This is a genomic window from Massilia sp. P2_C2, assembly GCF_056404615.1.
The window spans coordinates 15924-36859 of sequence record NZ_JBFUDR010000048.1; the positions used below are offsets into that span (position 1 = coordinate 15924).

A 20936-nucleotide genomic window follows, 5' to 3' on the forward strand; every position below is an offset into this window, starting at 1 on the left:
TGTCAGGCACCCGGCTTCGCCTGCTTCTGCTGCTGCTCCTGGTAGCGCTGGAACACCTCGAACCGCGCTTCGCGGCGCAGGATCTTCGAATGTGGATCGAGCGTGTAGGTCGCGCCCGGCGGCAGGACGACGCTGCCGTGGCCGTCCGCCATCGGCAGGCTGACGATGGTCGTGCCCACGCGTACCTCGACCGGCATCGGGAACGGGGTGTTGGCGGGCGTCTTCCATGCGAGGTCCAGCGTGTCGCCGCGGCGCAGGGCCTTCAGCTCGGGCAGGGCGGCCTGGTACATGTAGACCCGGAAGAACCAGTCGAGATCGCGGCCGCTCGCGCGCTGGGCGATGGCGATGAAGTCCGGCGTCGTCGCATACCGCGGCGCGACATTCCCCGGACGCGGATCGGGCGTGCCGTACACGAGTTCACGCACGGCGCGGAAGAACGCGTCGTCGCCGATCAGGCCGCGCAGCGTGTGCAGCACCAGCGAACCCTTTGTATAGATGTCGCCGCCGGGGCCACCGCGTTTGAGGTCGTAGACGTCTTCCTCGCGCTTGTGCTTGCCGGATACGAGCGGCGCTTTGTTGCGGATCGAAGCGCGTTGCTGCATCAGCGCCGCGAAGTATTCCTGGTCGCCGTGCAGGTATTGCATGTACAGCGGCTGCATGTAACTGGCCAGTCCCTCGTGCAGCCACATGTCGTCCCAGTCGGCGTTCGTCAGCTGGTTGCCGAACCATTCGTGGGCGAATTCGTGCTGCAGCAGGTCGTCATAGCCATAGGGCGTCTTGGCGTAATGGTTGCCGTACGCATTGATGGTCTGGTGTTCCATGCCCTTGTGCGGCGTTTCGACGACGCCCATCTTTTCGTCGCCGAACGGGTACGGGCCGATCGTGGATTCGAAGAAGTCCAGCATCTGCGGGAATTCCGCGAACAGGGCTTTGGCGGATGCCTCGTTCTGCGCCAGGTACCACAGGCGCAGCGGGATCGTGTTGCCGTAGCGGCTGCGGTAATCGCGCGCCAGTTCGCGGTATGGGCCGACGTTGATGGCGATGCCGTAGGTGCTGGGGTTGTGCGCGCGCCAGTGCCACGTGCGCCAGCCGTTCGCTTCCGTCATGCCGAGCGATACGCCATTGCCCGCCGCCACCAGCGGTGCCGGCACGGAGATGTGCTCGTCGACGACCTTCGGCTTGCCCATCGGGTGGTCGATGCAGGGCCAGAACAGGTCGCAGCCTTCGCCCTCGACGGCGCTGGCCACCCACGGCTGGCCGTCCGGCGTGCGCGCCCATACGAAGCCGCCGTCCCACGGCGCGCGCTTTGCCACGTGCGGTGTGCCGTGGTAAGTCACGCGCACCTCGACCCGCTGTCCGGGTTCCAGGCGTTGCGGCAGGGTTATCGTCAGCTTGCCGTCCGGATTGCGCCACCGGTCCGTGGCCAGCGGGCGGCCGTCGATCGCGATAGCGTCGATGGGCAGGTTGCGGTCGAGGTCCAGCTCGACGCTGTCCAGCGGCACGCGCGTGCCGAACGTCAGGGTCGCGTCGCCGCGCAGGCTGCGGCTGTCCGGATCGATGCGCAGGGCCAGGTCGGCATGCTCGAAGTCCAGCGCCTGCTGCGCGGGAGAGCGCTGCGCGCCCGAGTTGACGGTGTAATCGGTGAGGGAAGGCTGGCTGGCGCAACCGGCGAGCAGGACCAGGGCGGCGAGGGTGGTTCTTTGCATGAAGCAAGATTAGCACGGCGGAACGCGGCGCCACGCAATTCGCGGCTGGTGAATACTGCGCGGCGAGGAGGGACTTTACGATGAGCGACCTGGATATCGACATTGCCCGCACCGCCCTGGTGCTGATCGATTTACAGAACAGTAATGTGAAACGCGACCTGGCCCCGTACACGGCGGAACAGGTGGTGGGCAATTGCGTGCTGCTGGCGGGAGAAATGCGCGACCGCGGCGGTATGGTGATCTTCGTGCGCGTGCTGGTCGACGAGCTGCAACTGCCGCCGGCCGACGCGCCGTTGAGGAAACCCGGCACGCCCGCGCCGCCGCCGGACGCATCGGTACTGGCACCGGAAGCGCAGGTGCAGGCGACGGACATCGTCGTGACGAAACGCCAGTGGGGCGCCTTCTATGGCACCGACCTCGACCAGTTGCTCCGCCGGCGCAACATCAGGACGATCATCCTCGGCGGCATCGCCACCAATTTCGGCGTCGAGTCGACGGCGCGCGCCGCGTTCGACCGCGGCTATGGCGTCGTCTTCGTCGAGGATGCGATGAGCAGCATGCAGGCCGACATGCACAAATTCGCGTGCGAGCACACCTTCCGCATCATGGGCAAGGTGCGCTCGACGCGGCACGTGATCGACGCGCTGCAGGCGGGGACGGGCGACGCCTGAACGGGCCTGTCCCGCTTATTTGTGCGGCGAGCTCTGCTGGATGCCAGCGTCACGCGTGGGCACAGGGGTGACCACCCTACTTGTGCGGTGCCGGCTGCTGGCCGGCGGCCGCCTGGGCGTTGGCCTGTGCCTGCGCCTGTGCCTGCGCCTGCCGTTGTTGCTCGCGTTCCTGCTTCTTGGCCATGTGGTGGCCGATGACGCAGCCGGCCGCTGCGCCGAGCAGGCCGTGCTTGCCGGCCACATGGCCGCCGACGCCACCGATGACGGCACCTTTCGCGCAGCTGGGTTTGGCATAGGCGACGCCCGTCGAGGCGAGCGAGAGCATCAGGGTTGCGGCGATGAGTCTGGTTTTCATATGTCCTCCATGAGTACGCTTTCAACGGCTGGATGCCGTCCATGGATGACAGTGTCGCCGTAGCCGCGCCGGTAGAATGTTCGCCAGATCACCGATGCGGCCGTCTGTAATGTGCGCTCAGCCTTTGCGGCGAATGTCCGCGGCGATCTCGTACGAGCGCAGGCGCGCCGCGTGGTCGTAGATCTGCGATGCGATCATCAGTTCGTCCGCGCCCGTACGTTCGATGAACGCCTTCATCTGTTGCTCGACGGTCTCGGGCGATCCGATCGCCGAGCACGACAGGACGGCATCGAGCATGCTCCGTTCGCCCGGCCCCAGCAGGTCCAGATAGCCTTCGACGGGCGGCTTCAGCCGCGTCGGACGACCGCTGCGCAGGTTCACGAATGCCTGCTGCATCGACGTGGCGCGCCACCTGGCTTGCGCATCCGTCTCCGCCGCGAACACGTTAAAGCCGAGCATGACGTAGGGCTTGTCGAGCTGGTCCGAGGGACGGAAGCTGGCACGGTAGATCTCGATCGCCTGCATCATCATCTGCGGCGCGAAATGCGATGCGAACGCGAACGGCAGGCCCATTGCCGCCGCCAGCTGCGCGCCGAACAGGCTGGAGCCGAGGATCCACACCGGCACCTTGAGACCGGCACCCGGCACGGCGCGCACGTGGCGGCGCGGCGAGTCGGCAAAATAATCCATCAGTTCCACGACGTCCTGCGGGAATTCGTCGGCATCGGACGCGAGGTTGCGGCGCAGGGCGCGCGCCGTCGTGTGGTCGGAACCGGGCGCGCGGCCGAGGCCCAGGTCGATGCGGCCGGGGAACAGCGATTCGAGCGTGCCGAACTGTTCGGCGATGACGAGTGGCGCGTGGTTCGGCAGCATGATGCCGCCCGCGCCGAGGCGGATGGTGGAGGTGCCGTTGCCCACGTGGGCGATCAGCACCGCCGTCGCCGCGCTGGCGATGCCCGGCATGCCGTGGTGTTCGGCCAGCCAGAATCGGTGGTAGCCCCACCGTTCGCCGTGCTGCGCGAGGTCGAGCGTGCGGCGGAACGATTCGGCAGCGTCGCTGCCTTCCGTGATCGGGGCGAGGTCGAGTATCGAGATTGGGATCATCGGCGCATGATACGCCGATCGATTTTTTCGCGTGCGCGACGGTTCGAATCGAACCCGGCTGCGCCGTCCTGTGCTCGACCAGGCGGCCGGGGCGGGTGGCGCGGGCGCCACACCGCGTTTCCCTCTGTCGCGGCCGTTTCCGGGGCCGTTTTCTTGTTGCCGTATGGCTAACGCGCGCACCCTTCGCGGCGATGTCTTTAAACTCCGCCTCCTCAATATCTTCTTGATATTGCGGAGATTTTTGCCCCAAATCTATTAGGAGAGCGACAATGAATAAGTTACTGAAAGGCCTGCTGGGTGCGGCTGTCACCGTGGCGATGTTCGGGACCGTGAATGCCTACGCACAGAGCAGCACCAGCTCGACGTCCGGTGGCACCAGCGCGACGGCGCAGGACCAGGCGGCGGGCGCGACGGGTCATTCGTCCACCAAGAAGCACAGCAAGAAGAAATCGCACCACAAAAAGAATTCGAGCCACGGCTCCAGCAGCAGTGGCCAGACCAGCAGCGGATCGAGCATGAGCGGCAGCCAGGACATGCAGGGCACCTCCGGCTCGTCGGGTAGCATGGGCACCGGCAGCTCGAGCGGTACCAGCGGAACGAGCGGATCGAGCAGCATGGGCACCGGCAGCTCGAGCGGTACCAGCGGAACGAGCGGATCGAGCAGCATGGGCACCGGCACCGGGACCAGTGGCAGCACGGGCACCGGCACCTCGGGCACGGGTTCGTCCGGCACCAGCGGCATGAGCGGCAGCACGGGCGCCAGCGGCACCGGCCTGTCCGGGTCGAGCGGCACGAGCGGTTCGGGCACGGGCACCGGCGCCACCGGTACGGGCACCAGCGGCACCAGCGGCACGGGCACGAGCACGAGCGGCACCGGCACCGGTACCAGCGGCACGGGCACCGGCTCCAGCACGACCAGCGGCAGCCAGGGAACCGGCACCCGCGGCTATTGACTGGCCGCGTGCACGGCGCCGGTCGGGCGCCGTGCACGGGCTTGCTGCGCGCAACTCCAGCCTGCGGGCTGGTTTTTTGTTATCAGGCGCGCGTACAGACTGCAGGAAGCGCAGCCTTGGTATAACATGATTTCTCTCAAAAAATGAAAAGCGCAAACATCTGCGCACAACGACGAGGAATCATGATGGAGACTACGAAAATGGCCGTGCCGCTGCTGGCACTCGCCGCTGCCTGCGCATGCGCGCCCGGCCAGGCGGCCGAACTCGGTCTGGCACGCATCTTTTCCGACCACGCGGTCCTGCAACGCGACCAGCCCATCGCCGTGTGGGGCACGGCCGACGCCGGCCGCAAGCTGACCGTCACGCTGGCCGGACGTACCGTCACCGGCAGCGCGGACGCCCGCGGCAAATGGAAGGTCCAGCTGCCGCCGCAACCCGCGGGCGGCCCCTACACGCTGACGGTGACGTCGGATGGGCAACAGGTCAGCCGCGCCGATATCCTGGTCGGGGACGTCTACCTGTGCTCGGGCCAGTCGAACATGGAATTCCCCGTGCGTACGTCGACCAATGCCTGGCTCACCACGGTCTCGGCGGCCAACGACAGGATCCGTTTCCTGAACGTGGAAAAGAACAGCACGGCGCTGCCGCAGGATGAGCTCAAGGGCCCGGTGGCGTGGAAGACCGCGTCGCCGGAATCGATCGGCGACGCATCCGCCGTCTGCTACTACATGGCCCGTTCGCTGCAGGGGCAGTACAAGATCCCGGTCGGCTTCGTCAACGCCAGCTGGGGCGGCACGACGATCCAGGGCTGGATCGGCGCGGAATCGCTGCGCACCCTCGGCGACTATCAAAGCCGGGTCGACGCCGTCGCGCAGTACGGCGCCGACCCGGCCGCCGGCTTGCGCGCCGAGGCAGCGCGCAACGAGGCATGGTGGACGGCGCACGACCCGGCGGCCGGCGCGCAGCGCGCGTGGATCGCGCCTGATTTCGGCGACAGTGCCTGGACGACCGTCACGCCAACCGGATCGTGGAAGGACAGCGGCGGCGCCGGCTTCCAGGACTTCGACGGCGTCGCGTGGTACCGCACGACGGTCACGCTGACGGAAGCGCAGGCGCAGGCCGCGAACATGCTGCACCTGGGGCCCGTCGACACGTACGACACCACCTGGGTCAACGGCGTGCACGTGGGCGGCATGAGCACGGCCTGGATGTGGCGCGACTACACGGTACCTTCGGGCGTGTTCAGGCTAGGGCGCAACGTGATCGCGATGCGCGTGCTGAGCGGCGGTCAGGGCGGCGGCCTGTCCGGCCCGCTGGACAAGCGCAGCATCGGTCTCGCGGATGGCCAGGCGATCCCGCTGCCGGCCGCGTGGAAGGTCAGGCGCGGCAGCGCAATGAAAGGCCAGTCCGTGCCGCCGGCGCCGTGGGATGTGCCGACGAGCCTCACCACGCTGTACAACGGCATGATCGCGCCGCTGGTCGGCTATAAATTCAAGCTGGCCGCGTGGTACCAGGGCGAATCGAACGTCGGCGCTGCACAGGAATACCGTACCTTGCTCGCGCTGCTGAAGCGCGACTGGCGCCAGCGCTTCGGCCAGCCGGCGCTGCCGTTCTTCGTCGTGCAGCTGCCGCAATACGGCGCGCCGGCGAAGGCGCCGGGCCGGTCCGGCTGGGCCGAGTTGCGCGAGGCGCAGGCGGAGGCCGTCGCGGGCGACGCGCATGCGGGTTATGTCGTCACGCTCGACGTGGGCGACCGCTTCGACATCCACCCTACGCAGAAGACGGTCGTCGGCGAACGCCTCGCGCGCGCCGCACGGGCCATCGCCTATGGTGAAAAGACGGCGCCGGGCGGCCCGGTCGCCGTCTCGGCCAGGCGGGTCGGCCAGGACATCGTCATCGCGTTCCGCGACACGGGCGGCGGTCTCGCGACCTGGTCGTCCGACCGCGCCAACGCCTTCGAGGTATGCGCGGGCAGCACGTGCCGCTATGCCGATGCGCGCGTCAATGGCGACACGGTCGTGCTGGCCGGCGCCGCCACGCCCGACGTCACGCGCGTGCGTTACGCGTGGGCCGACTCGCCGATCGTGAACCTGTTCGGCGGCGACGACCTGCCGGCCGCGCCGTTCCGGCTCGACGTCACGCAGTAACCGATGCCGCGATCCGCTAGCTGAGCCGGTAGTTCTCCGGCAGCAGCGGGGGAGGCAGGTCGCGTTCGCCCAGTGCCGTGCGCAGGTCGATCTCGATCGTGCGGCACAGGGCGTCCAGCGGCAGGCCGTTGTCGGAGGCGCGGAACGGTTCCTCGAGTTCGTCGCCGAGGGCGTCCAGGCCGAAGAAGGTATAGGCCACGATGGCGGACACGAGCGGCGTCAGGAAGCCGATCGTGTCCACGAGGCCGAACGGCAGCAGGAAGCAATACAGGTACGCGGTGCGGTGCAGCAGCAGCGTGTACGAGAACGGGATCGGCGTGCCGCGGATGCGTTCGCACGATGCCGCGACGGCCGTCATTGCCGACAGGCTGGCGTCGATGGAAGGCGCGAGGCAGGCGTCCAGGCGGCCCGTGCGCAGGCAGTGTCCGAGATCGGCGCCCATCTCCAGCATCAGCGCATGCGGCACGTTCGAAAGCGTGCGCACGCGCTCCCATTCGGCCGGTGCCAGCCAGGGCGCGACGTCGGCCTCGGGCCGGCCGTCGGGCACGTCGCGCAGGCGATGGCGCAGCGCGTGCGCGTAGGCGATGGCGCGGCGGATGATGCGCAGGTGCGGTTCGTCACTGTCGTGGACGGCGCCGGGCGCGACGAGGGACAGGCACTGGCGCGCGAGGCTGCGGCTGCGCAGCACGAGTTCTCCCCACTGCTTGCGGCCTTCCCAATAGCGGTCGTACGCGGCGTTGTTGCGAAAGCCCAGGAAGATCGCGAGCGGCAGACCCATCAAGGTGAACGGCGTCGTCGTGAAATGCAGCTTGTGGTGGCCGAACTGGCCATCCGTCCAGGTGACCACGAGCGCGAGCAGGGTGCTGACCGCGAGGTGCATCCAGATGCGCGGCAGGATCGACCCGCGCAGGATGAAGAACAGCCGCAGGGCCGACGGGCGGTCGCGGACGATCATGGCCGTCTCCGGGGAGGGCCATTCGTGGTGTGCATGAAGGCCTGGTCGTCGGTCGCGGGCTCCGTCAGCAGCGGCAGGGTGATGGTGAAGGTGCTGCCGCACCCCGGGCCGGCGCTGGTGGCGTCGACGTGGCCGCCGTGCAGTTCGACCAGTTTGCGCACGAGGGCCAGGCCGAGGCCCAGGCCGCCCTGGGCACGGTCGAGCGTGCGCGAGCCTTGCGTGAACAGGTCGAACACGATGGGCAGCAGGTCCGGGCCGATGCCGCTGCCGTTGTCGCGCACCGCCAGGAAGGCTTGTCCGTCCGCGGCTTCCAGTTCGACCTCGATCCGGCCACCCTCGGGTGTGTACTTGGCCGCGTTGCCCAGCAGGTTGGCGGCCACCTGCACGAGGCGCGTGTGGTCGCCGTCCACCATCACTGGCGCATCGCCCAGCGCGAGGGTGAGCACGTGGCGGCGCGCATCCACGAGCGGCCGCACCTGCTCGGCCGCCTCGCCGACGACGCGGCGCAGGTCGAGCGGCTGGCGCGCCACCGTGACGAGCCCGCGCGTGACGCGCGAGACGTCCAGCAAATCGTTCACCAGATGGCGCATGTGCGCGACCTGGCGCGCGATGATGTCGCTGATCTGCTTGACGCGCGGCTCGCCCGAATAGGCCAGGCGCAGCATGTCGGCCGCGCTGGAGATCGGGGCCAGCGGGTTCCTCAGCTCGTGCGCCAGCATGGCGAGGAACTCGTCCTTGCGCCGGTCGGCCAGCTGCAGGGCTTCTTCCGCGCGCTTGCGCTCCGTGATGTCGATCGCGACCACCTGCACGACGGTGCTGCGGCCGTCGGCGCCGAGACCGAGGCGGCCGCGCACGTCGATCCACGCCTGGCGGCCGTCGTCGGCGCGGCGGATGCGCGGCGTGACGCGGTATTCGCCGCCGGCGCGGATGGCCTGGTCGACCGCGTCGCGCAGGGCTTCGCGATCGTCCGGATGGACGAGTTTCAGCAGGTCGGCGGTGTTCTGCCAGTGCTTGCCGAACACGCTCTGCAGGTTGGCCGAGAAGCGTACCCGGCCGCTGTGCGGATCGCGCTCCCACACGGCCATGCGCGCGGCGACGAGGCCCTGCTGCAGGCGCTCCTCGCTGTAGCGCACGGCGCGTTCCGCCCGTTCCAGCGGCGTGACGTCGGTGCAGGTGCCGAACCACTGGACGATGCGTCCGCCGGCATCGCGCATGGGCGCCACCGACGTGAAGAAGCTGCGATAGCGGCCGTCGGCGCCGCGCAGCGGGAAGGTCATCTGCGCCATGTTGCCGCTGGCGAGTGCTTCCTTCCAGCGCCGCATCACCTGGGGCAGCACCTCGGGATCGTGGTAGCGGTTCCACTCCTCCTGATTGACCGGGCCCGGCGGACTGCCCGTGAATTCGTGCCAGCGGTCGTTGAACCACAGGATGTTGCCGTCCGGGTCGGCCATCCACACGAGCTGCGGAATGTTGTTCGCCAGTTGCAGGAACTTGCTGCGCTCCGCTTCCAGGCGCGCATGTTGTTCGTACAGGCGGTCGAGCATGCGGTTCAGCGCGCGCGCCAGGCTGACGACTTCGCGCGAGCCTTCGAGCGGGGCGCGCTGGGTGCCGATCTCGTCGCCGAGGCTGGCGGAAAAGGTTTCCAGGCGGCGCAGGTCCTGCGTGAGGCCGAGCGCCAGCCGCGACGCCAGGATGAACACGACCAGCGCCAGCAGGCAGGCGATGGCGATGATCAGGAGGTAGTGCGGGCCCGACGCCTCCAGCGGTAGCGCCAGGCGGCGCTCGTCCTCGCGCAGCACGAGGCCCAGGTGGGCCAGGCGCGGCGGCAGCGGCACGCGCGCGCCGATCTCGTGCGCGCCCGCCGACACCTCGGACGCCTGCAGCCCGGGTGGCGTGTTCGGCGGCACCTGCGCCGGGTCGAGCATGGCCCAGGGCACGGGCTTGAGGTCGGCCAGCCGGATCTTGTACATCAGGGCGCCCTCCGGCGTGCGCGTGCGCGAGTAGCGCAGCAGGAGCACGCCGATCAGTTCCTCGCCGGCGGGACCGGACTGCAAGGCCGCCCGTTCGTCGCCACTGTCGATGCGCGCGCGCAGCCAGGCCAGGTCGGCCTGGGTGAAGCCGGGCACGCCGTTGTCCGCGATTTCCTTGCCTTCGAAATCCGTGAACAGCAGCCGCAGCGGGATGCCGTTCATCTGGCGCAGGCCGTGCAGGAAAGGCATCAGGTAGGTTTCCTTGCCGGCGCTGTCGATGAGGGCCGTGGCCAGGATCGGGCTGGCCGCCACTTCCTGCAGCCGCGTGACGGCCGCTTCCAGGTTGTGGCCGACCGTCGTGGCGTGGAACGCGACCTCGCGGTTCTGCAGCAGGGCGTTGGCCTGCGCGCGCTGGTGGTCGATCAGCCAGAACGAGACGCCGGCGATCAGCAGCACGGCGGCCGCCGTCAGGATCGCGGCGGCGATCGCGAAGCGGCGCGACAGGCTGGTCGGGGCCTGGCCGGCGTGATCGGGGGCCTCCGTCATGTCAGTCGTTCACCGGCACCAGGACGCCGTCGGCGCGGAAGCGCGCCAGCAGCAGTTCGTCCGGGCCGAGCGCTTCGTGGCGGGCCGGCGTGAACGGCGGCGCATACGTCTTCACGAGGCCGCGGTACGTGCCGAGATGTTCGAGCGCGTCGCGCAGCTTCTTGCGGTCGGTGGTGCCGGCGCGGTCCAGCGCCAGGATGTGCGTGAGGTCGTAGGCCTGGGCGGCGCCCACCGGCCCCTTGATGTCCTCGATGCGGCGCACCTTCGATACCTTGGCCGCGCTGTCCAGGAAGCGCGGCCATTTCGCGCACGAGGATCGCGGCAGCCAGTACGGACAGGCGGCGCGGGATAGGCGAGAAGATGGACAGGAATGCACCAGGCATGGGAATCCGTAACAAAGCGGAACCTTGGGATTTTAACTATATATCGACACGCTGTTCTTACTTCCCCTATGAAATACCGTTGCAGCACTACAACTGCGCATTCCACCCATAAATATCGCGTGTATCATCCATGCATAACACGGCCCCGTCCACGCAGGCGCACGCCGGGCACCATCCCCGCCCCACGCTCCTTCGGTCGCCGCCGCGCCATCATGCGCGGGTTGCTTCATCGTTTTCCATCGAGGTACACATGAATATCCAGAATCTGAAAATCGGGGCCAGGCTCGGTCTCGCGTTCGCCGCCGTGCTGGCGCTCACGGCCGTGCTGACCGTGATCGGTGCAATGCGCCTGCAGCAGGTGGTCGACGCGACCGCCGACATGGACAGCTCGATCAGCAAGACCCGGCTGGCCGACCGCTGGCTGGCCAGTACCCGTATCAACCGTGCCCTGACCGAGACACGGCTGCGTGCGGCGGACGCGCAGGATCTCGAACGCATCAATGTCAAGATGAAGGCGAACAGCGCGGACATCAATGCCATCGGCGACGAATTGCAGAAGCTCGTGGCCAGCGAGGAAGGAAAGCGGCTGTACGCCGAGGCGCTTGCGCGGCGCAAGGCCTATACGGAGGCACGCAAGGAACTGTTCGCACTCAAGGATGGAGGCAAGGCCGACGCGGCGACCGTCGACAAGGAAGCCGAAGCGAAAATGAACCCGGCGCTCTCGGCCTACGAGGCGGCGGTCGGCAATCTGGCCGAGCACCAGAAAACCGGCTTCGACAAGGCCCAGGCACGGGTCGCGGACATCGCGGCGTCGGGCCGTGTCCTGCTGGGCGGCGTGGGCCTCGTGGCGCTGCTGCTGGGCGTGGGACTGGCCGCGTGGCTCACGCGCAGCATCACCGGCCCGTTGCGCCAGGCCGTGACGGTGGCCAATGCGGTCGCGCAGGGCGACCTGACGACCCGGATCGAGGCCGTGCGCCGCGACGAGATGGGTGAGCTGATGACCGCGCTGCAGACCATGAACGCCAACCTGAACGGGCTGGTGACGCGCGTGCGCAGCGGTGCCGATACCATCGCCACCGCCGCCGTCCAGGTGGCAGCCGGCAACCAGGACCTGTCGTCGCGCACCGAGGAGCAGGCCAGCGCGCTGGAGGAAAGCGCGGCCTCGATGGAAGAACTCACGAGTACCGTGCGCCAGAACGCGGACAATGCGCGCCAGGGCAACCAGATGGCGGAGTCCGCGTCCGGCATCGCCGTGCGCGGCGGCGAGGTCGTGGCCCAGGTTGTCGCGACGATGGGCGCGATCGACGAGTCTTCCAGGCGCATCGTCGACATCATCGGCGTCATCGACAGCATTGCATTCCAGACCAATATCCTCGCGCTCAACGCCGCGGTGGAAGCGGCGCGCGCGGGCGAGCAGGGACGTGGGTTCGCCGTCGTGGCAAGCGAAGTGCGCACGCTGGCCCAGCGCTCGGCGGCTGCGGCCAAGGAAATCAAGGCTCTCATCGACGACTCGGTCGACAAGGTCGCCACCGGTTCGCGCCTCGTGGGCGAGGCCGGCACGACGATGGGCGAGGTCGTTTCAAGCGTGCGCCGCGTCACGGACATCATGGCCGAGATCTCGGCCGCGTCGGGCGAGCAGAGTTCCGGCATCGAACAGGTCGGCGCCGCGATCCAGCAGATGGACCAGGTGACGCAGCAGAACGCCGCGCTCGTCGAACAGGCCGCCGCGGCCACGGAATCGATGCAGGCGCAGGCCCGTGGCCTGGCCGAGGCGGTCAGCGTGTTCAAGCTGGACCAGGCGGCCGCGCCCGTGTCCCCCGCTGCGCGCGTGGCCAGGGCTGCGTCCAGGCCGGCCAAGCCGGTTCCGGCGCTGGCGTCCGCATCGGCACGGCCGGCCCGTACGCCGCCGAAAAAGCAGCCGGCTCCCGTGCGCCGCCCGGCTCCGGAAGACACGGACGGCTGGGAAACGTTCTGAAGCACCCGTTACCGGCGCCCGCCGCAGAACTTTGCGATATTTTGTATCCCGTCGGCAACAATAGAATACCGGCATCGGAGAATCTGCACTACAGTCTGGTTGCGTTCATCAAATCGACGATAGCCGGAGCTTCGTCCAGCCATGCCATGCTCAAACACCTCACCATCAAGACCCGTCTCATCTTCCTGACCGTACTGTTGAGTGCGGTATCCATCCTCGTCGGCACCGTCGGTCTCGTCAACCAGGGGGCGACGAACGCCGCGCTGGGCTCGGTCTACAACGACCGCCTGATGGTGCTGACCGAGCTCAGCCGCATCCTGTCGCTGATGCAGCAGAACCAGAACGCGCTGACGAGCGCGGCGCTCGCGGCCGAGCCGGACAACGGGCCCGTGATCGCGGAGGTCGAGGGGCGCATCGGCGAGATCAGCGCCCTGTGGGACAAGTACAAGGCGACGGCCCAGACACCGGACGAGCAGGCGCTCGCCCAGGCCTTCATCGACAGCCGCTTGGCCTTCGTCCGCGATGCCCTCAAGCCAACCATGGCCGCGCTGCGCGCCAGCGATGCGGAGGCGACGCGCACGCTCGTCAAGGGCCCGCTGAAGGCGCGCTTCCTGGCGGCGCAGAAGAACATGCAGGCGCTCGTGCGGCTGCAGCAGGACCTGGCGAAGGTGCACTACGACCAGGCCCTGGCGCGCTATGAGCACACGCGCAACCTGTCGATCGCGATGATCGTGATCGGGTCGCTGGCCGGCGCCTGCGTCGCCGTGCTGCTGATCCGCGGCATCGACGCGTCGCTGGCCGAAGCCTTGCGCCTGGCGCGCAGCGTGGCCGCCGGCGACCTCACGCAGACCGTGCGCATCGAGCACGACGACGAGATCGGCCAGTTGCTGACGGCGCTGCAGGCGATGAATGCGTCGCTGGCCGGCATCGTGGGCGAGGTGCGCCACAGTACCGACACCATCGCGACGGCATCGAACCAGATCGCGGCCGGCAATCAGGACCTGTCGGCGCGCACCGAGCAGCAGGCATCGTCGCTGCAAGAGACGGCGGCGTCGATGGAAGAACTGACGTCGAACGTGAAGCACAATGCGGACAATGCGCGCCAGGCGAATGCGCTGGCCGAGGCGGCGTCCGGCGTGGCGGGACGCGGCGGCGCCGTGATCCGCGAAGTCGTCGGCACGATGGGCGAGATCAGCGAGTCGTCGCGCCGCATCGGCGAGATCATCGGCGTGATCGACGGCATCGCGTTCCAGACGAACATCCTGGCGCTGAACGCGGCCGTGGAAGCGGCGCGCGCGGGCGAGCAGGGCCGCGGCTTCGCCGTCGTGGCGTCCGAGGTACGCAACCTGGCCCAGCGCTCGGCCGGCGCGGCCAGGGAAATCAAGCAGCTGATCGAGCGCTCGGTGGAGCGCGTGGAGGCGGGCGGCCGGCTCGTCGAGCAGGCCGGCGCCACGATGCACGAGATCGTCGCGAGCGTGCACCGCGTCACCGACATCATGGCCGAGATCACGGCAGCCAGCATGGAACAGACGGCCGGCATCGGCCAGATCAATATCGCAATGTCGCAGATGGAACAGGTGACGCAGCAGAACGCGGCGCTCGTCGAGCAGGCCGCCAGCGCGGCCGACGCGCTGCACGAACAGGCGCAGCGCCTGGCCACGTCGGTGGGCGTGTTCCGGACCGGCACGCAGATCGCTGCGCATGTCGCCGTGGCGGCCCCCGTCCAGCCGCGGCGGGCCCTGGCGCGGGCGTGATGTCGTCCCGCGCCGGGCGCGGGGTTTAATCAGTTCGCCGGGAACTTAACTAGCTCTGCGCAGTCTTATGCAGTATGAGCAAGCCTGTTTCCATTGGTGCCACCGCCAGGGCACTTGGGGTTTCCACGAGCACGCTGCGCCGCTGGGAGGCTGCCGATCGGCCCGTCCCGATCCGGACCGAGGGCGGGCAGCGCCGCCACGACCAAGCTGCACTCCGTCCCGGGCACTTCCACGGCGCCACCGTGCCGCGACGGACGGTGGCTTATGCGCGAGTCTCGAATTACGATCAACGCGCCGACCTCGAGAGCCAGAAGCAGGTGCTCGAATTGTACTGCGCGGCCCGGGGCTGGCCCTGCGACATCATCGCCGACCTCGGCTCCGGCATGAACTACCACAAGAAGGGCTTGAGACGCCTGCTGGACGAGATCGTGTCCGGCGACGTCGGCCGCCTGGTGCTGACCCACAAGGACCGCCTGCTGCGCTTCGGCGCCGAGCTGGTGTTTGCCCTGTGCGAAGCTCGAAACGTCGAGGTCGTGATCATCAACCAGGGCATGGACACGACGTTCGACGAAGACCTCGCAAACGACGTACTCGAGATCATCACCGTCTTTTCGGCACGGCTGTACGGCAGCCGCAGCCATCGGAACCAGAAGCTGATCGACGACGTGCGCAGGGCCGTACGGGAGGCGCAATGCTGATCGCACACCGCATCGCCCTCGATCCGAACAATGTGCAAGCGACGTACCTGGCGCGTGCCGCCGGCGTCGCCCGCTTCGCGTACAACTGGGCCTTGTCCGAATGGCGGCGACAGTATGTGGCACACCAGGCCGATCCGGCCCTGCCGGCGCCGTCGCAGTTCTCGCTGCGGCGCCAGCTGAACGCGATCAAGCGCGAACAATTCCCCTGGATGCTGGAAGTGACGAAGTGCGCGCCGCAAATGGCGATCATCCAGTTGGGCGCGGCGTTCAAGAACTTCATCGCGCATCGTGCACGCTATCCGAAGTTCCGCCGCAAGGGTGTCGATGATCGTTTTACCCTCACGAACGACCAGTTTCGCGGGGATGGCAAGCGCTTTTATATCCCCAGGCTGGGCTGGGTGCGCATGCGCGAAGCGTTGCGCTTTACGGGCAGGATCGTCTCGGCGACCGTTTCCCGCCGTGCGGACCGATGGCATGTCAGCATTACCGTCGACGCGACCGAAGCATCCCCGCCACCAGCCGAAAACCAAGGTGCGGTGGGGATCGATCTCGGCGTGTCGGTGCTGGCTACGCTGTCGACAGGAGAACAGTGGTCGGGGCCAAAGGCGCTGCGCTCACTCCTCGACCGACTGCGGCGGCTGTCGCGCTCGCTGTCGCGCAAGGTGAAGGGCTCCCGCAACCGGGACAGGGCGAAGCGACGCCTGGCCCGGCTGCACGCGAGAATCGCCGACATGCGCCGCGACGGCTTGCACAAGCTCACGACCAGCGTCACCCGGCGCTTTCATACGATCGGAATCGAGGATCTGAACGTGAGGGGCATGCTGTCAAACCCGCGCCTGGCGCGCGCAATCGCCGACATGGGCTTTCACGAGCTGCGCCGACAGTTGAGCTACAAGGCCGCATGGCGCGGCGGGCACGTGGTCGTGGTCGACCGGTGGTACCCGAGCAGCAAGACGTGCTCGTGCTGCGGACACCGGCTGGAAGAACTCGCACTCGGGACGCGCAACTGGACCTGTCCCGCGTGCGGGATACGCCACGACCGCGACATTAACGCGGCCGTCAATCTGAAGAATGTGGCGATGAGTTCCATCGCAACGGCCTGTGGAGGGAACGGCTCTGGTCCCGTGCGCGAGCACGGGACGAAACCGGTCCCGGCGAAGCAGGAACCCAGCGGAAAAAGTTAACTATCGTTAGCTTTGCGTAAGTCTCGGAGAACGGTCAGAACTTGGTCTTTTGCGCCTGCAACTGCTCGCGTAGCTGGTGCGCGTTGTAGTGGCTGTAGTCCWTGTTCAGTTCCAGGTCGACGAGCGGCTTGAGCTGGTTGTCCAGCTGGCCGCGCAGCACGCCGAGGAATTTCGGCTCGGCCACCAGTTCCAGCTTCTGGAAGCGCTGTTCCTGCCAACCCTTGAGCAGGAAGTTGCAGATGTCCCTGGCAAAGAACTCGGCGTCGTGTTCCTCCGGCGTCTGGGCGGGCTGGTATTGCTTGTTCGGCGTGGCGCCGCCCGTGTTGTGGATGCTCTGGCCGGCCGCGGTCGGGCCGAGCCGGTCGGTGTTGATGTCCGACACGCGCAGGCGCGCCGTCGTGCTCACCATGTCTTCGACTTCGACATAAGGCTGGCGCGGGTCCGTTTCGGCAAAGATGCGTGCGCGGCCGGCGTCGGCGGAAACGATCCAGGTGGTTGTCATGCTTTCCCCCTTTTGTCCAAAGTTAATTTTTCAGGTGTAGGCCCCACCGGGGCCATACAGGCTGAGGGGAAGTCTATCCCAACCAATTTTTTCGGGCGGTACGAAAGGAAACGCCGGAAGGCGAGCGCCCCGTCCGCCATGGCTGCGGCAGAATCGACATCATGCAAAAACTCCTCATCCTCCTCGGGCTCGTGCTGCTCGCCGCGGGGCTGGCCTGGCCCTGGCTGCGCCGGCTGCCGTTCGGCCGCCTGCCCGGCGACATCCATATCGCGCGGGAAGGTTTCAGCTTCAGCTTCCCCATCGTTTCTTGCCTCATCATTTCCATCGTCGTCTCACTGATCCTGTGGATTTTCCGGCGCTGACCTCGCTCTCCCGTCCAACGTCTGCCGTTACGCGCCCCTGTCAAAAAAACGACGTGCGCGCGTGATAGCAAGATTTGACAAACATGGTCGGAGTTTCAACGACACAATGCGCCCCATGCGAATACGAAGACGCTGCAGCGTCCGCCGAATTCGAAACTGAAGGTTTTTGATCGCACCACAGTTTTGGGAGAGCACATGATGGGACCGAACATGACGGCGCGCACCGCGATCGCGAGCGCGGCGGGACTACTGGTGATGGGCATCGCCGCCCAGGCCAGGGCACAGGACACGACGAGCGAGACGCAGACCGTGATCGTCACGGGCGTGCGCGCCGCGCTGGAACAGTCGCTGCGCCAGAAGCGCAATGCGGACGCCGTGGTCGAGGTGGTGAYGGCCGAGGACATCGGCAAGATGCCCGACAAGAACGTGGCCGACGCGATCCAGCGCCTGCCGGGCGTGAACACGCAGTCGTCCGCCGGCGGGGAGGGCGGCTTCGGCGAGAACGACCGCGTCAGCCTGCGCGGCACGAGCCCCAGCCTGCAGCAGACGCTGTTCAACGGCCACGCCATCAGCACGGGCGACTGGTTCGTGCTGAACCAGGTCGGCGGCAACGTGGGCCGTTCGTCGAGCTTTTCTCTGCTGCCGTCGGAACTGGTCGGCTCCGTCGTCGTGCAGAAGAGCGCCACCGCCGATCTCGTCGAAGGCGGCGTCTCGGGCGCCATCAACGTGATCACGCGCCGTCCGCTCGACTTCCGCCAGCCCCTGACGGTGGAAGCGTCCGTGCAGGCCAACTACAACGACCTCGCGAAGAAGACCGAGCCGCAGGCGTCGGCCCTCGTCAGCTGGAAGAACCCGGCCAGCACGTTCGGCGTGCTGCTGCAGGGCTTTTCGGAAAAGCAGAGCGTGCGCCGCGACGGCCAGGAGATCCTCGGCTACACGCCGATCGGCGCGACGAGCGCCGCCGCCATCGCGAATCCTTCGCTTGCCGGCGTAAAAGTCCCGACCTTCATCGGCGCCGCGCTGTTCGAACAAAAGAAGAAGCGCGAAGGGGGCGCGTTCGACATCGAAGCAAAGCCGTCGCGCGACGTCGGCATCGACCTGAACGGCTTCTACTCGAAACTGAGCGCGCCGCACCAGAACACCAACTGGCTGGCCGCGCCCGCGAATTCGATCAACAGCGCAAACCTGATCCCGCGGAATCCCGTCGTCCGCAACGGCACCCTGGTCGGCGCGACGTTCTCCAGCAATTCGGGTGAAGTCGACAACATCTACCGGCCGGATGCCGGCGGCGAATCGTGGTACATCGACCTGAACGGCCGCTGGCGCGTGACGGAAGACCTGAGCTTCACGGGCAAGATCGGCCGCACGCACGGCATCGGCTGGGACCATGGCGATGTCTACTACCAGAACAACGTCGACGGCGGCATGATGTACGCGCTGAACGGCATGACGCCCGCGACCGTGAGCTACCCGGGCGGGAACACGACGCAGCCTGGATCGACGGCCTGGGCGGGCGGCGGCGAGGCGCAGTCGGTCGACAAGGAAAAGTATGTGCAGGTCGACGGCGAATGGCGCCTGCGCGACAGCGCGTGGATCCAGGCCGTGCGCTTCGGCGCGCGCTGGACGGACCACAAGCGCACCGCCGAGCACCCGCTGGAAACGCGTCCGGGCCCGAACGGCTTCACGAATCCGGGACCCGTGTGGAATGGCGAGATGTACCCGTCCGACTTCGGCTCCGACCTCGGCGGCAGCGTCTTCAACAACTATTTCAAGTACAGCGGCCCGGCCCTCGGCGCCTGGGGTGCGGTGCCGGGCAACCGCCTGCTCGACTTCACCCTGCGCCACAACTGGCTCGACGAATTCCAGGTGGCCGAGAAGACCGCGGCCGTGTATGGCATGGCGGACCTGCAGGGCGACGGCTGGAGCGGCAACGTGGGCCTGCGCGCCGTCGAGACGCGCCAGACGACCGTCGTGAACCTGCCGGGCGGTCCGAACCCGATCACGGGTTCCGCATTCGGCCCCTATACGCCGACGACCTACGAGCGCACTTACCGTGACTACCTGCCGAGCGCGAACGTGAAGTTCGACGTACGCCCGGACCTCGTCGTCCGCGCCGGCATCGCGAAGACGATGGCGCGGCCGGACTACAGCGCGCTGGGCGGCTCCGTGTCGCTGAACGACGATGCGCTGTCGGGCAGCGGCGGCAACGTCAAGCTCGACCCGATCCGCTCCGTCAACTACGACCTGTCGGCCGAGTGGTACTACATGCCGAAGGCGATGCTGTCGGCGGGCCTGTTCTACATGGACTTCAGCTCCATCGTCGCCCAGGGCACGAGCACGGGCAGCTATTACAACAACAAGCGCGGTGCGTTCACGGACTACCAGATCACGTCGCCGTACAACACCTCGGCCACCAACAAGGGTATCGAACTGTCCTGGCAGCAGCCGTTGTGGAACAACTTCGGCCTGCTCACCAACGCCACCTGGGCGGACGGCGAACTGGATGGCGGCGGCGAGATGCTCAACGCCTCGAAGAACACATACAACGTGACCGGCTATTACGAGAACGACCGCTTCTCCGCGCGCCTCGCGTACAGCTACCGCTCGTCGTACAAGGCCGGCGTCGACCGCGGCGCGAGCCAGCACGTGGATTCGACGCCGTCGCTCGCGGCCTCCGTGAACTTCAGGATCAACGAGCATCTCACGGTGACGTTCGATGCGCTGAACCTCACGAACGAGACGATCAGGATGTACGCCGAGAACAAGGACCAGCCGCGCGCCTTCTATTCGAACGGCCGCACCTTCTACCTCGGCCTGCGCGGCAAGCTCTGATCGTGCCGCAACGTGAGAAGCGGGACGGCGTGCCCGTGGCCGCGGCATGGGAGTGCCTGTCCAACCTCGTCGCCGACGACGTGTTCGCGGCGCGGCTGACCCTGACCAACGTGTCGGATGCGCCGATCGCACCGGGATGGACCGTGTACTTCAACGCGTGCCGCCGCGTGCTGGCGGGCAGCGTGAGCGCGGGCTACGACATCGGGCACGTCAATGGCGACCTGTTCGCCCTGCGCCGCACCGGCGACGCCCCATGGCTACCGGGCGAAATGCTGGACGTGCGCTACGAGGCGCAGTTCTGGGCGATCAGCGTGACGGATGCGCCGCTCGGCTTCTACCTCGTCGACGCAGGCGGACGCACGGTCGACCTGGGCGACCCGGAGGTCAATCCCTTCGCGCGGCCGGAACAGCTGCAGCGCCATGCGCGTGACCTGGTGCCGCCGGCCGACGCGGCCTGGCGCTGGCGCGAGAACAGCAGCCTGCGCCTGCTGCCGCCGGAGGCCGTCGGGCGCATCACGCCGACGCCGCTGGCGGCCCGCTTCACGGATGCGCGCAGCCGGCTGTCGGCGGGAAGCAGAATCATGGCCGGTGCCGCGCTGGCGGGCGAGGCGGCGCTGCTGCGCGCGTTGCTGGCCGACCTGCCGGACGGCGCCGGGGCACGCATCCTGCTGGAGATCGGCACCGTGGCCGCCGAGGGGCCGGAAGCGTACCTGCTCGAGATCGGCCCGGACACGATCCTCGTACGCGGCGCCGGCGCGCACGGTATGTTCAACGGCATCCAGACGCTGGCCCAGCTGCTGGACGATGACGGCGGCCTGCCGTGCGGCGAGGTGTGGGAC

At 67.7% G+C, this 20936-nt stretch carries 17 protein-coding genes; 10 read left to right on the forward strand and 7 right to left on the reverse strand.

Features of this window, described 5'->3' with window-relative positions; translation table 11 throughout:
* Positions 1-2: 2 nt before the first annotated feature.
* Positions 3-1706 carry a M1 family metallopeptidase gene (locus tag AC1DYX_RS08385; protein WP_477258197.1) on the reverse strand — a complete coding sequence of 568 codons (1704 nt, stop codon included), beginning with the start codon at positions 1704-1706 and terminating at the stop codon, positions 3-5.
* Between the two features lie 80 nt (positions 1707-1786).
* On the opposite strand from AC1DYX_RS08385, the gene AC1DYX_RS08390 reads away from it, so the two are divergent.
* A complete protein-coding gene (locus AC1DYX_RS08390; protein ID WP_477258199.1) occupies positions 1787-2377 on the forward strand; it encodes an isochorismatase family protein in 591 nt (196 codons plus the stop codon).
* A gap of 76 nt (positions 2378-2453) precedes the next feature.
* Here the strand turns inward: AC1DYX_RS08390 and AC1DYX_RS08395 are convergent, their stop codons facing one another.
* Complete coding sequence (locus AC1DYX_RS08395; protein ID WP_477258201.1) at positions 2454-2732, reverse strand: hypothetical protein; 279 nt, start codon at positions 2730-2732, stop codon at positions 2454-2456.
* A gap of 117 nt (positions 2733-2849) precedes the next feature.
* On the reverse strand, positions 2850-3836 hold the full coding sequence (locus AC1DYX_RS08400) for an LLM class flavin-dependent oxidoreductase (RefSeq protein WP_477258203.1): 987 nt from the start codon (positions 3834-3836) through the stop codon (positions 2850-2852).
* Positions 3837-4105: 269 nt separating this feature from the next.
* Here AC1DYX_RS08400 and AC1DYX_RS08405 point away from each other — a divergent pair, with 269 nt between their 5' ends.
* Together AC1DYX_RS08405 and AC1DYX_RS08410 are read left to right on the forward strand one after the other, a co-directional pair.
* Complete coding sequence (locus tag AC1DYX_RS08405) at positions 4106-4789, forward strand: hypothetical protein (RefSeq protein WP_477258205.1); 684 nt, start codon at positions 4106-4108, stop codon at positions 4787-4789.
* 182 nt (positions 4790-4971) lie between these two features.
* Positions 4972-6936 (forward strand): sialate O-acetylesterase, encoded by a 1965-nt coding sequence (locus AC1DYX_RS08410; RefSeq protein WP_477258207.1) that lies wholly within the window; start codon positions 4972-4974, stop codon positions 6934-6936.
* A 16-nt stretch (positions 6937-6952) separates the two neighbouring features.
* Here AC1DYX_RS08410 and AC1DYX_RS08415 read toward each other — a convergent pair whose 3' ends face one another.
* From AC1DYX_RS08415 to AC1DYX_RS08425, 3 genes are read right to left on the reverse strand one after another with little or no spacing between them, the layout of a single operon-like run.
* On the reverse strand, positions 6953-7891 hold the full coding sequence (locus tag AC1DYX_RS08415; protein ID WP_477258209.1) for a bestrophin family protein: 939 nt from the start codon (positions 7889-7891) through the stop codon (positions 6953-6955).
* Entirely contained in the window at positions 7888-10407 is a 2520-nt protein-coding gene (locus AC1DYX_RS08420) for an ATP-binding protein (RefSeq protein WP_477258211.1), read from the reverse strand. The genes AC1DYX_RS08415 and AC1DYX_RS08420 overlap by 4 nt, the downstream gene beginning before the upstream one ends.
* A 1-nt stretch (position 10408) precedes the next feature.
* Positions 10409-10783, reverse strand: coding sequence for a hypothetical protein (locus tag AC1DYX_RS08425; RefSeq protein ID WP_477258213.1), 375 nt, complete (start codon positions 10781-10783; stop codon positions 10409-10411).
* A 257-nt stretch (positions 10784-11040) separates the two neighbouring features.
* Here AC1DYX_RS08425 and AC1DYX_RS08430 point away from each other — a divergent pair, with 257 nt between their 5' ends.
* From AC1DYX_RS08430 to AC1DYX_RS08445, 4 genes are all read left to right on the forward strand, one after another.
* The gene (locus AC1DYX_RS08430; protein ID WP_477258215.1) at positions 11041-12765 is read left to right on the forward strand and encodes a methyl-accepting chemotaxis protein; all 1725 of its coding nucleotides are present in this window, start codon (positions 11041-11043) and stop codon (positions 12763-12765) included.
* Positions 12766-12911: 146 nt separating this feature from the next.
* Positions 12912-14519, forward strand: coding sequence for a methyl-accepting chemotaxis protein (locus AC1DYX_RS08435; RefSeq protein ID WP_477258217.1), 1608 nt, complete (start codon positions 12912-12914; stop codon positions 14517-14519).
* A gap of 74 nt (positions 14520-14593) precedes the next feature.
* Complete coding sequence (locus AC1DYX_RS08440; protein WP_477258220.1) at positions 14594-15217, forward strand: IS607 family transposase; 624 nt, start codon at positions 14594-14596, stop codon at positions 15215-15217.
* A complete protein-coding gene (locus tag AC1DYX_RS08445; RefSeq protein ID WP_477258222.1) occupies positions 15211-16401 on the forward strand; it encodes an RNA-guided endonuclease InsQ/TnpB family protein in 1191 nt (396 codons plus the stop codon). Before AC1DYX_RS08440 ends, AC1DYX_RS08445 begins: the two co-directional genes overlap by 7 nt.
* Before the next feature lie 34 nt (positions 16402-16435).
* Here the strand turns inward: AC1DYX_RS08445 and AC1DYX_RS08450 are convergent, their stop codons facing one another.
* Positions 16436-16903: a host attachment protein gene (locus tag AC1DYX_RS08450; protein ID WP_477258224.1), complete on the reverse strand. Its 468-nt coding sequence runs from the start codon at positions 16901-16903 to the stop codon at positions 16436-16438.
* A 161-nt stretch (positions 16904-17064) separates the two neighbouring features.
* Here AC1DYX_RS08450 and AC1DYX_RS08455 point away from each other — a divergent pair, with 161 nt between their 5' ends.
* The 3 genes from AC1DYX_RS08455 to AC1DYX_RS08465 all read left to right on the forward strand — a co-directional run.
* A complete protein-coding gene (locus AC1DYX_RS08455; protein WP_477258226.1) occupies positions 17065-17265 on the forward strand; it encodes a DUF2905 domain-containing protein in 201 nt (66 codons plus the stop codon).
* A 195-nt stretch (positions 17266-17460) separates the two neighbouring features.
* Positions 17461-20097, forward strand: coding sequence for a TonB-dependent receptor (locus AC1DYX_RS08460; RefSeq protein WP_477258228.1), 2637 nt, complete (start codon positions 17461-17463; stop codon positions 20095-20097).
* 2 nt (positions 20098-20099) lie between these two features.
* On the forward strand, positions 20100-20936 hold an 837-nt coding region (locus AC1DYX_RS08465; RefSeq protein WP_477258230.1), incomplete at its 3' end, for a glycoside hydrolase family 20 zincin-like fold domain-containing protein.

Coding starts and splice junctions, on each gene's coding strand:
- AC1DYX_RS08455 (WP_477258226.1), top strand. CDS start 17,065: ATGCAAAAACTCCTCATCCTCCTCGGGCTCGTGCTGCTCGCCGCGGGG.
- AC1DYX_RS08440 (WP_477258220.1), top strand. CDS start 14,594: ATGAGCAAGCCTGTTTCCATTGGTGCCACCGCCAGGGCACTTGGGGTT.
- AC1DYX_RS08420 (WP_477258211.1), bottom strand. CDS start 10,407: ATGACGGAGGCCCCCGATCACGCCGGCCAGGCCCCGACCAGCCTGTCG.
- AC1DYX_RS08410 (WP_477258207.1), top strand. CDS start 4,972: ATGATGGAGACTACGAAAATGGCCGTGCCGCTGCTGGCACTCGCCGCT.
- AC1DYX_RS08405 (WP_477258205.1), top strand. CDS start 4,106: ATGAATAAGTTACTGAAAGGCCTGCTGGGTGCGGCTGTCACCGTGGCG.
- AC1DYX_RS08390 (WP_477258199.1), top strand. CDS start 1,787: ATGAGCGACCTGGATATCGACATTGCCCGCACCGCCCTGGTGCTGATC.
- AC1DYX_RS08395 (WP_477258201.1), bottom strand. CDS start 2,732: ATGAAAACCAGACTCATCGCCGCAACCCTGATGCTCTCGCTCGCCTCG.
- AC1DYX_RS08385 (WP_477258197.1), bottom strand. CDS start 1,706: ATGCAAAGAACCACCCTCGCCGCCCTGGTCCTGCTCGCCGGTTGCGCC.
- AC1DYX_RS08430 (WP_477258215.1), top strand. CDS start 11,041: ATGAATATCCAGAATCTGAAAATCGGGGCCAGGCTCGGTCTCGCGTTC.
- AC1DYX_RS08415 (WP_477258209.1), bottom strand. CDS start 7,891: ATGATCGTCCGCGACCGCCCGTCGGCCCTGCGGCTGTTCTTCATCCTG.
- AC1DYX_RS08400 (WP_477258203.1), bottom strand. CDS start 3,836: ATGATCCCAATCTCGATACTCGACCTCGCCCCGATCACGGAAGGCAGC.
- AC1DYX_RS08445 (WP_477258222.1), top strand. CDS start 15,211: ATGCTGATCGCACACCGCATCGCCCTCGATCCGAACAATGTGCAAGCG.
- AC1DYX_RS08435 (WP_477258217.1), top strand. CDS start 12,912: ATGCTCAAACACCTCACCATCAAGACCCGTCTCATCTTCCTGACCGTA.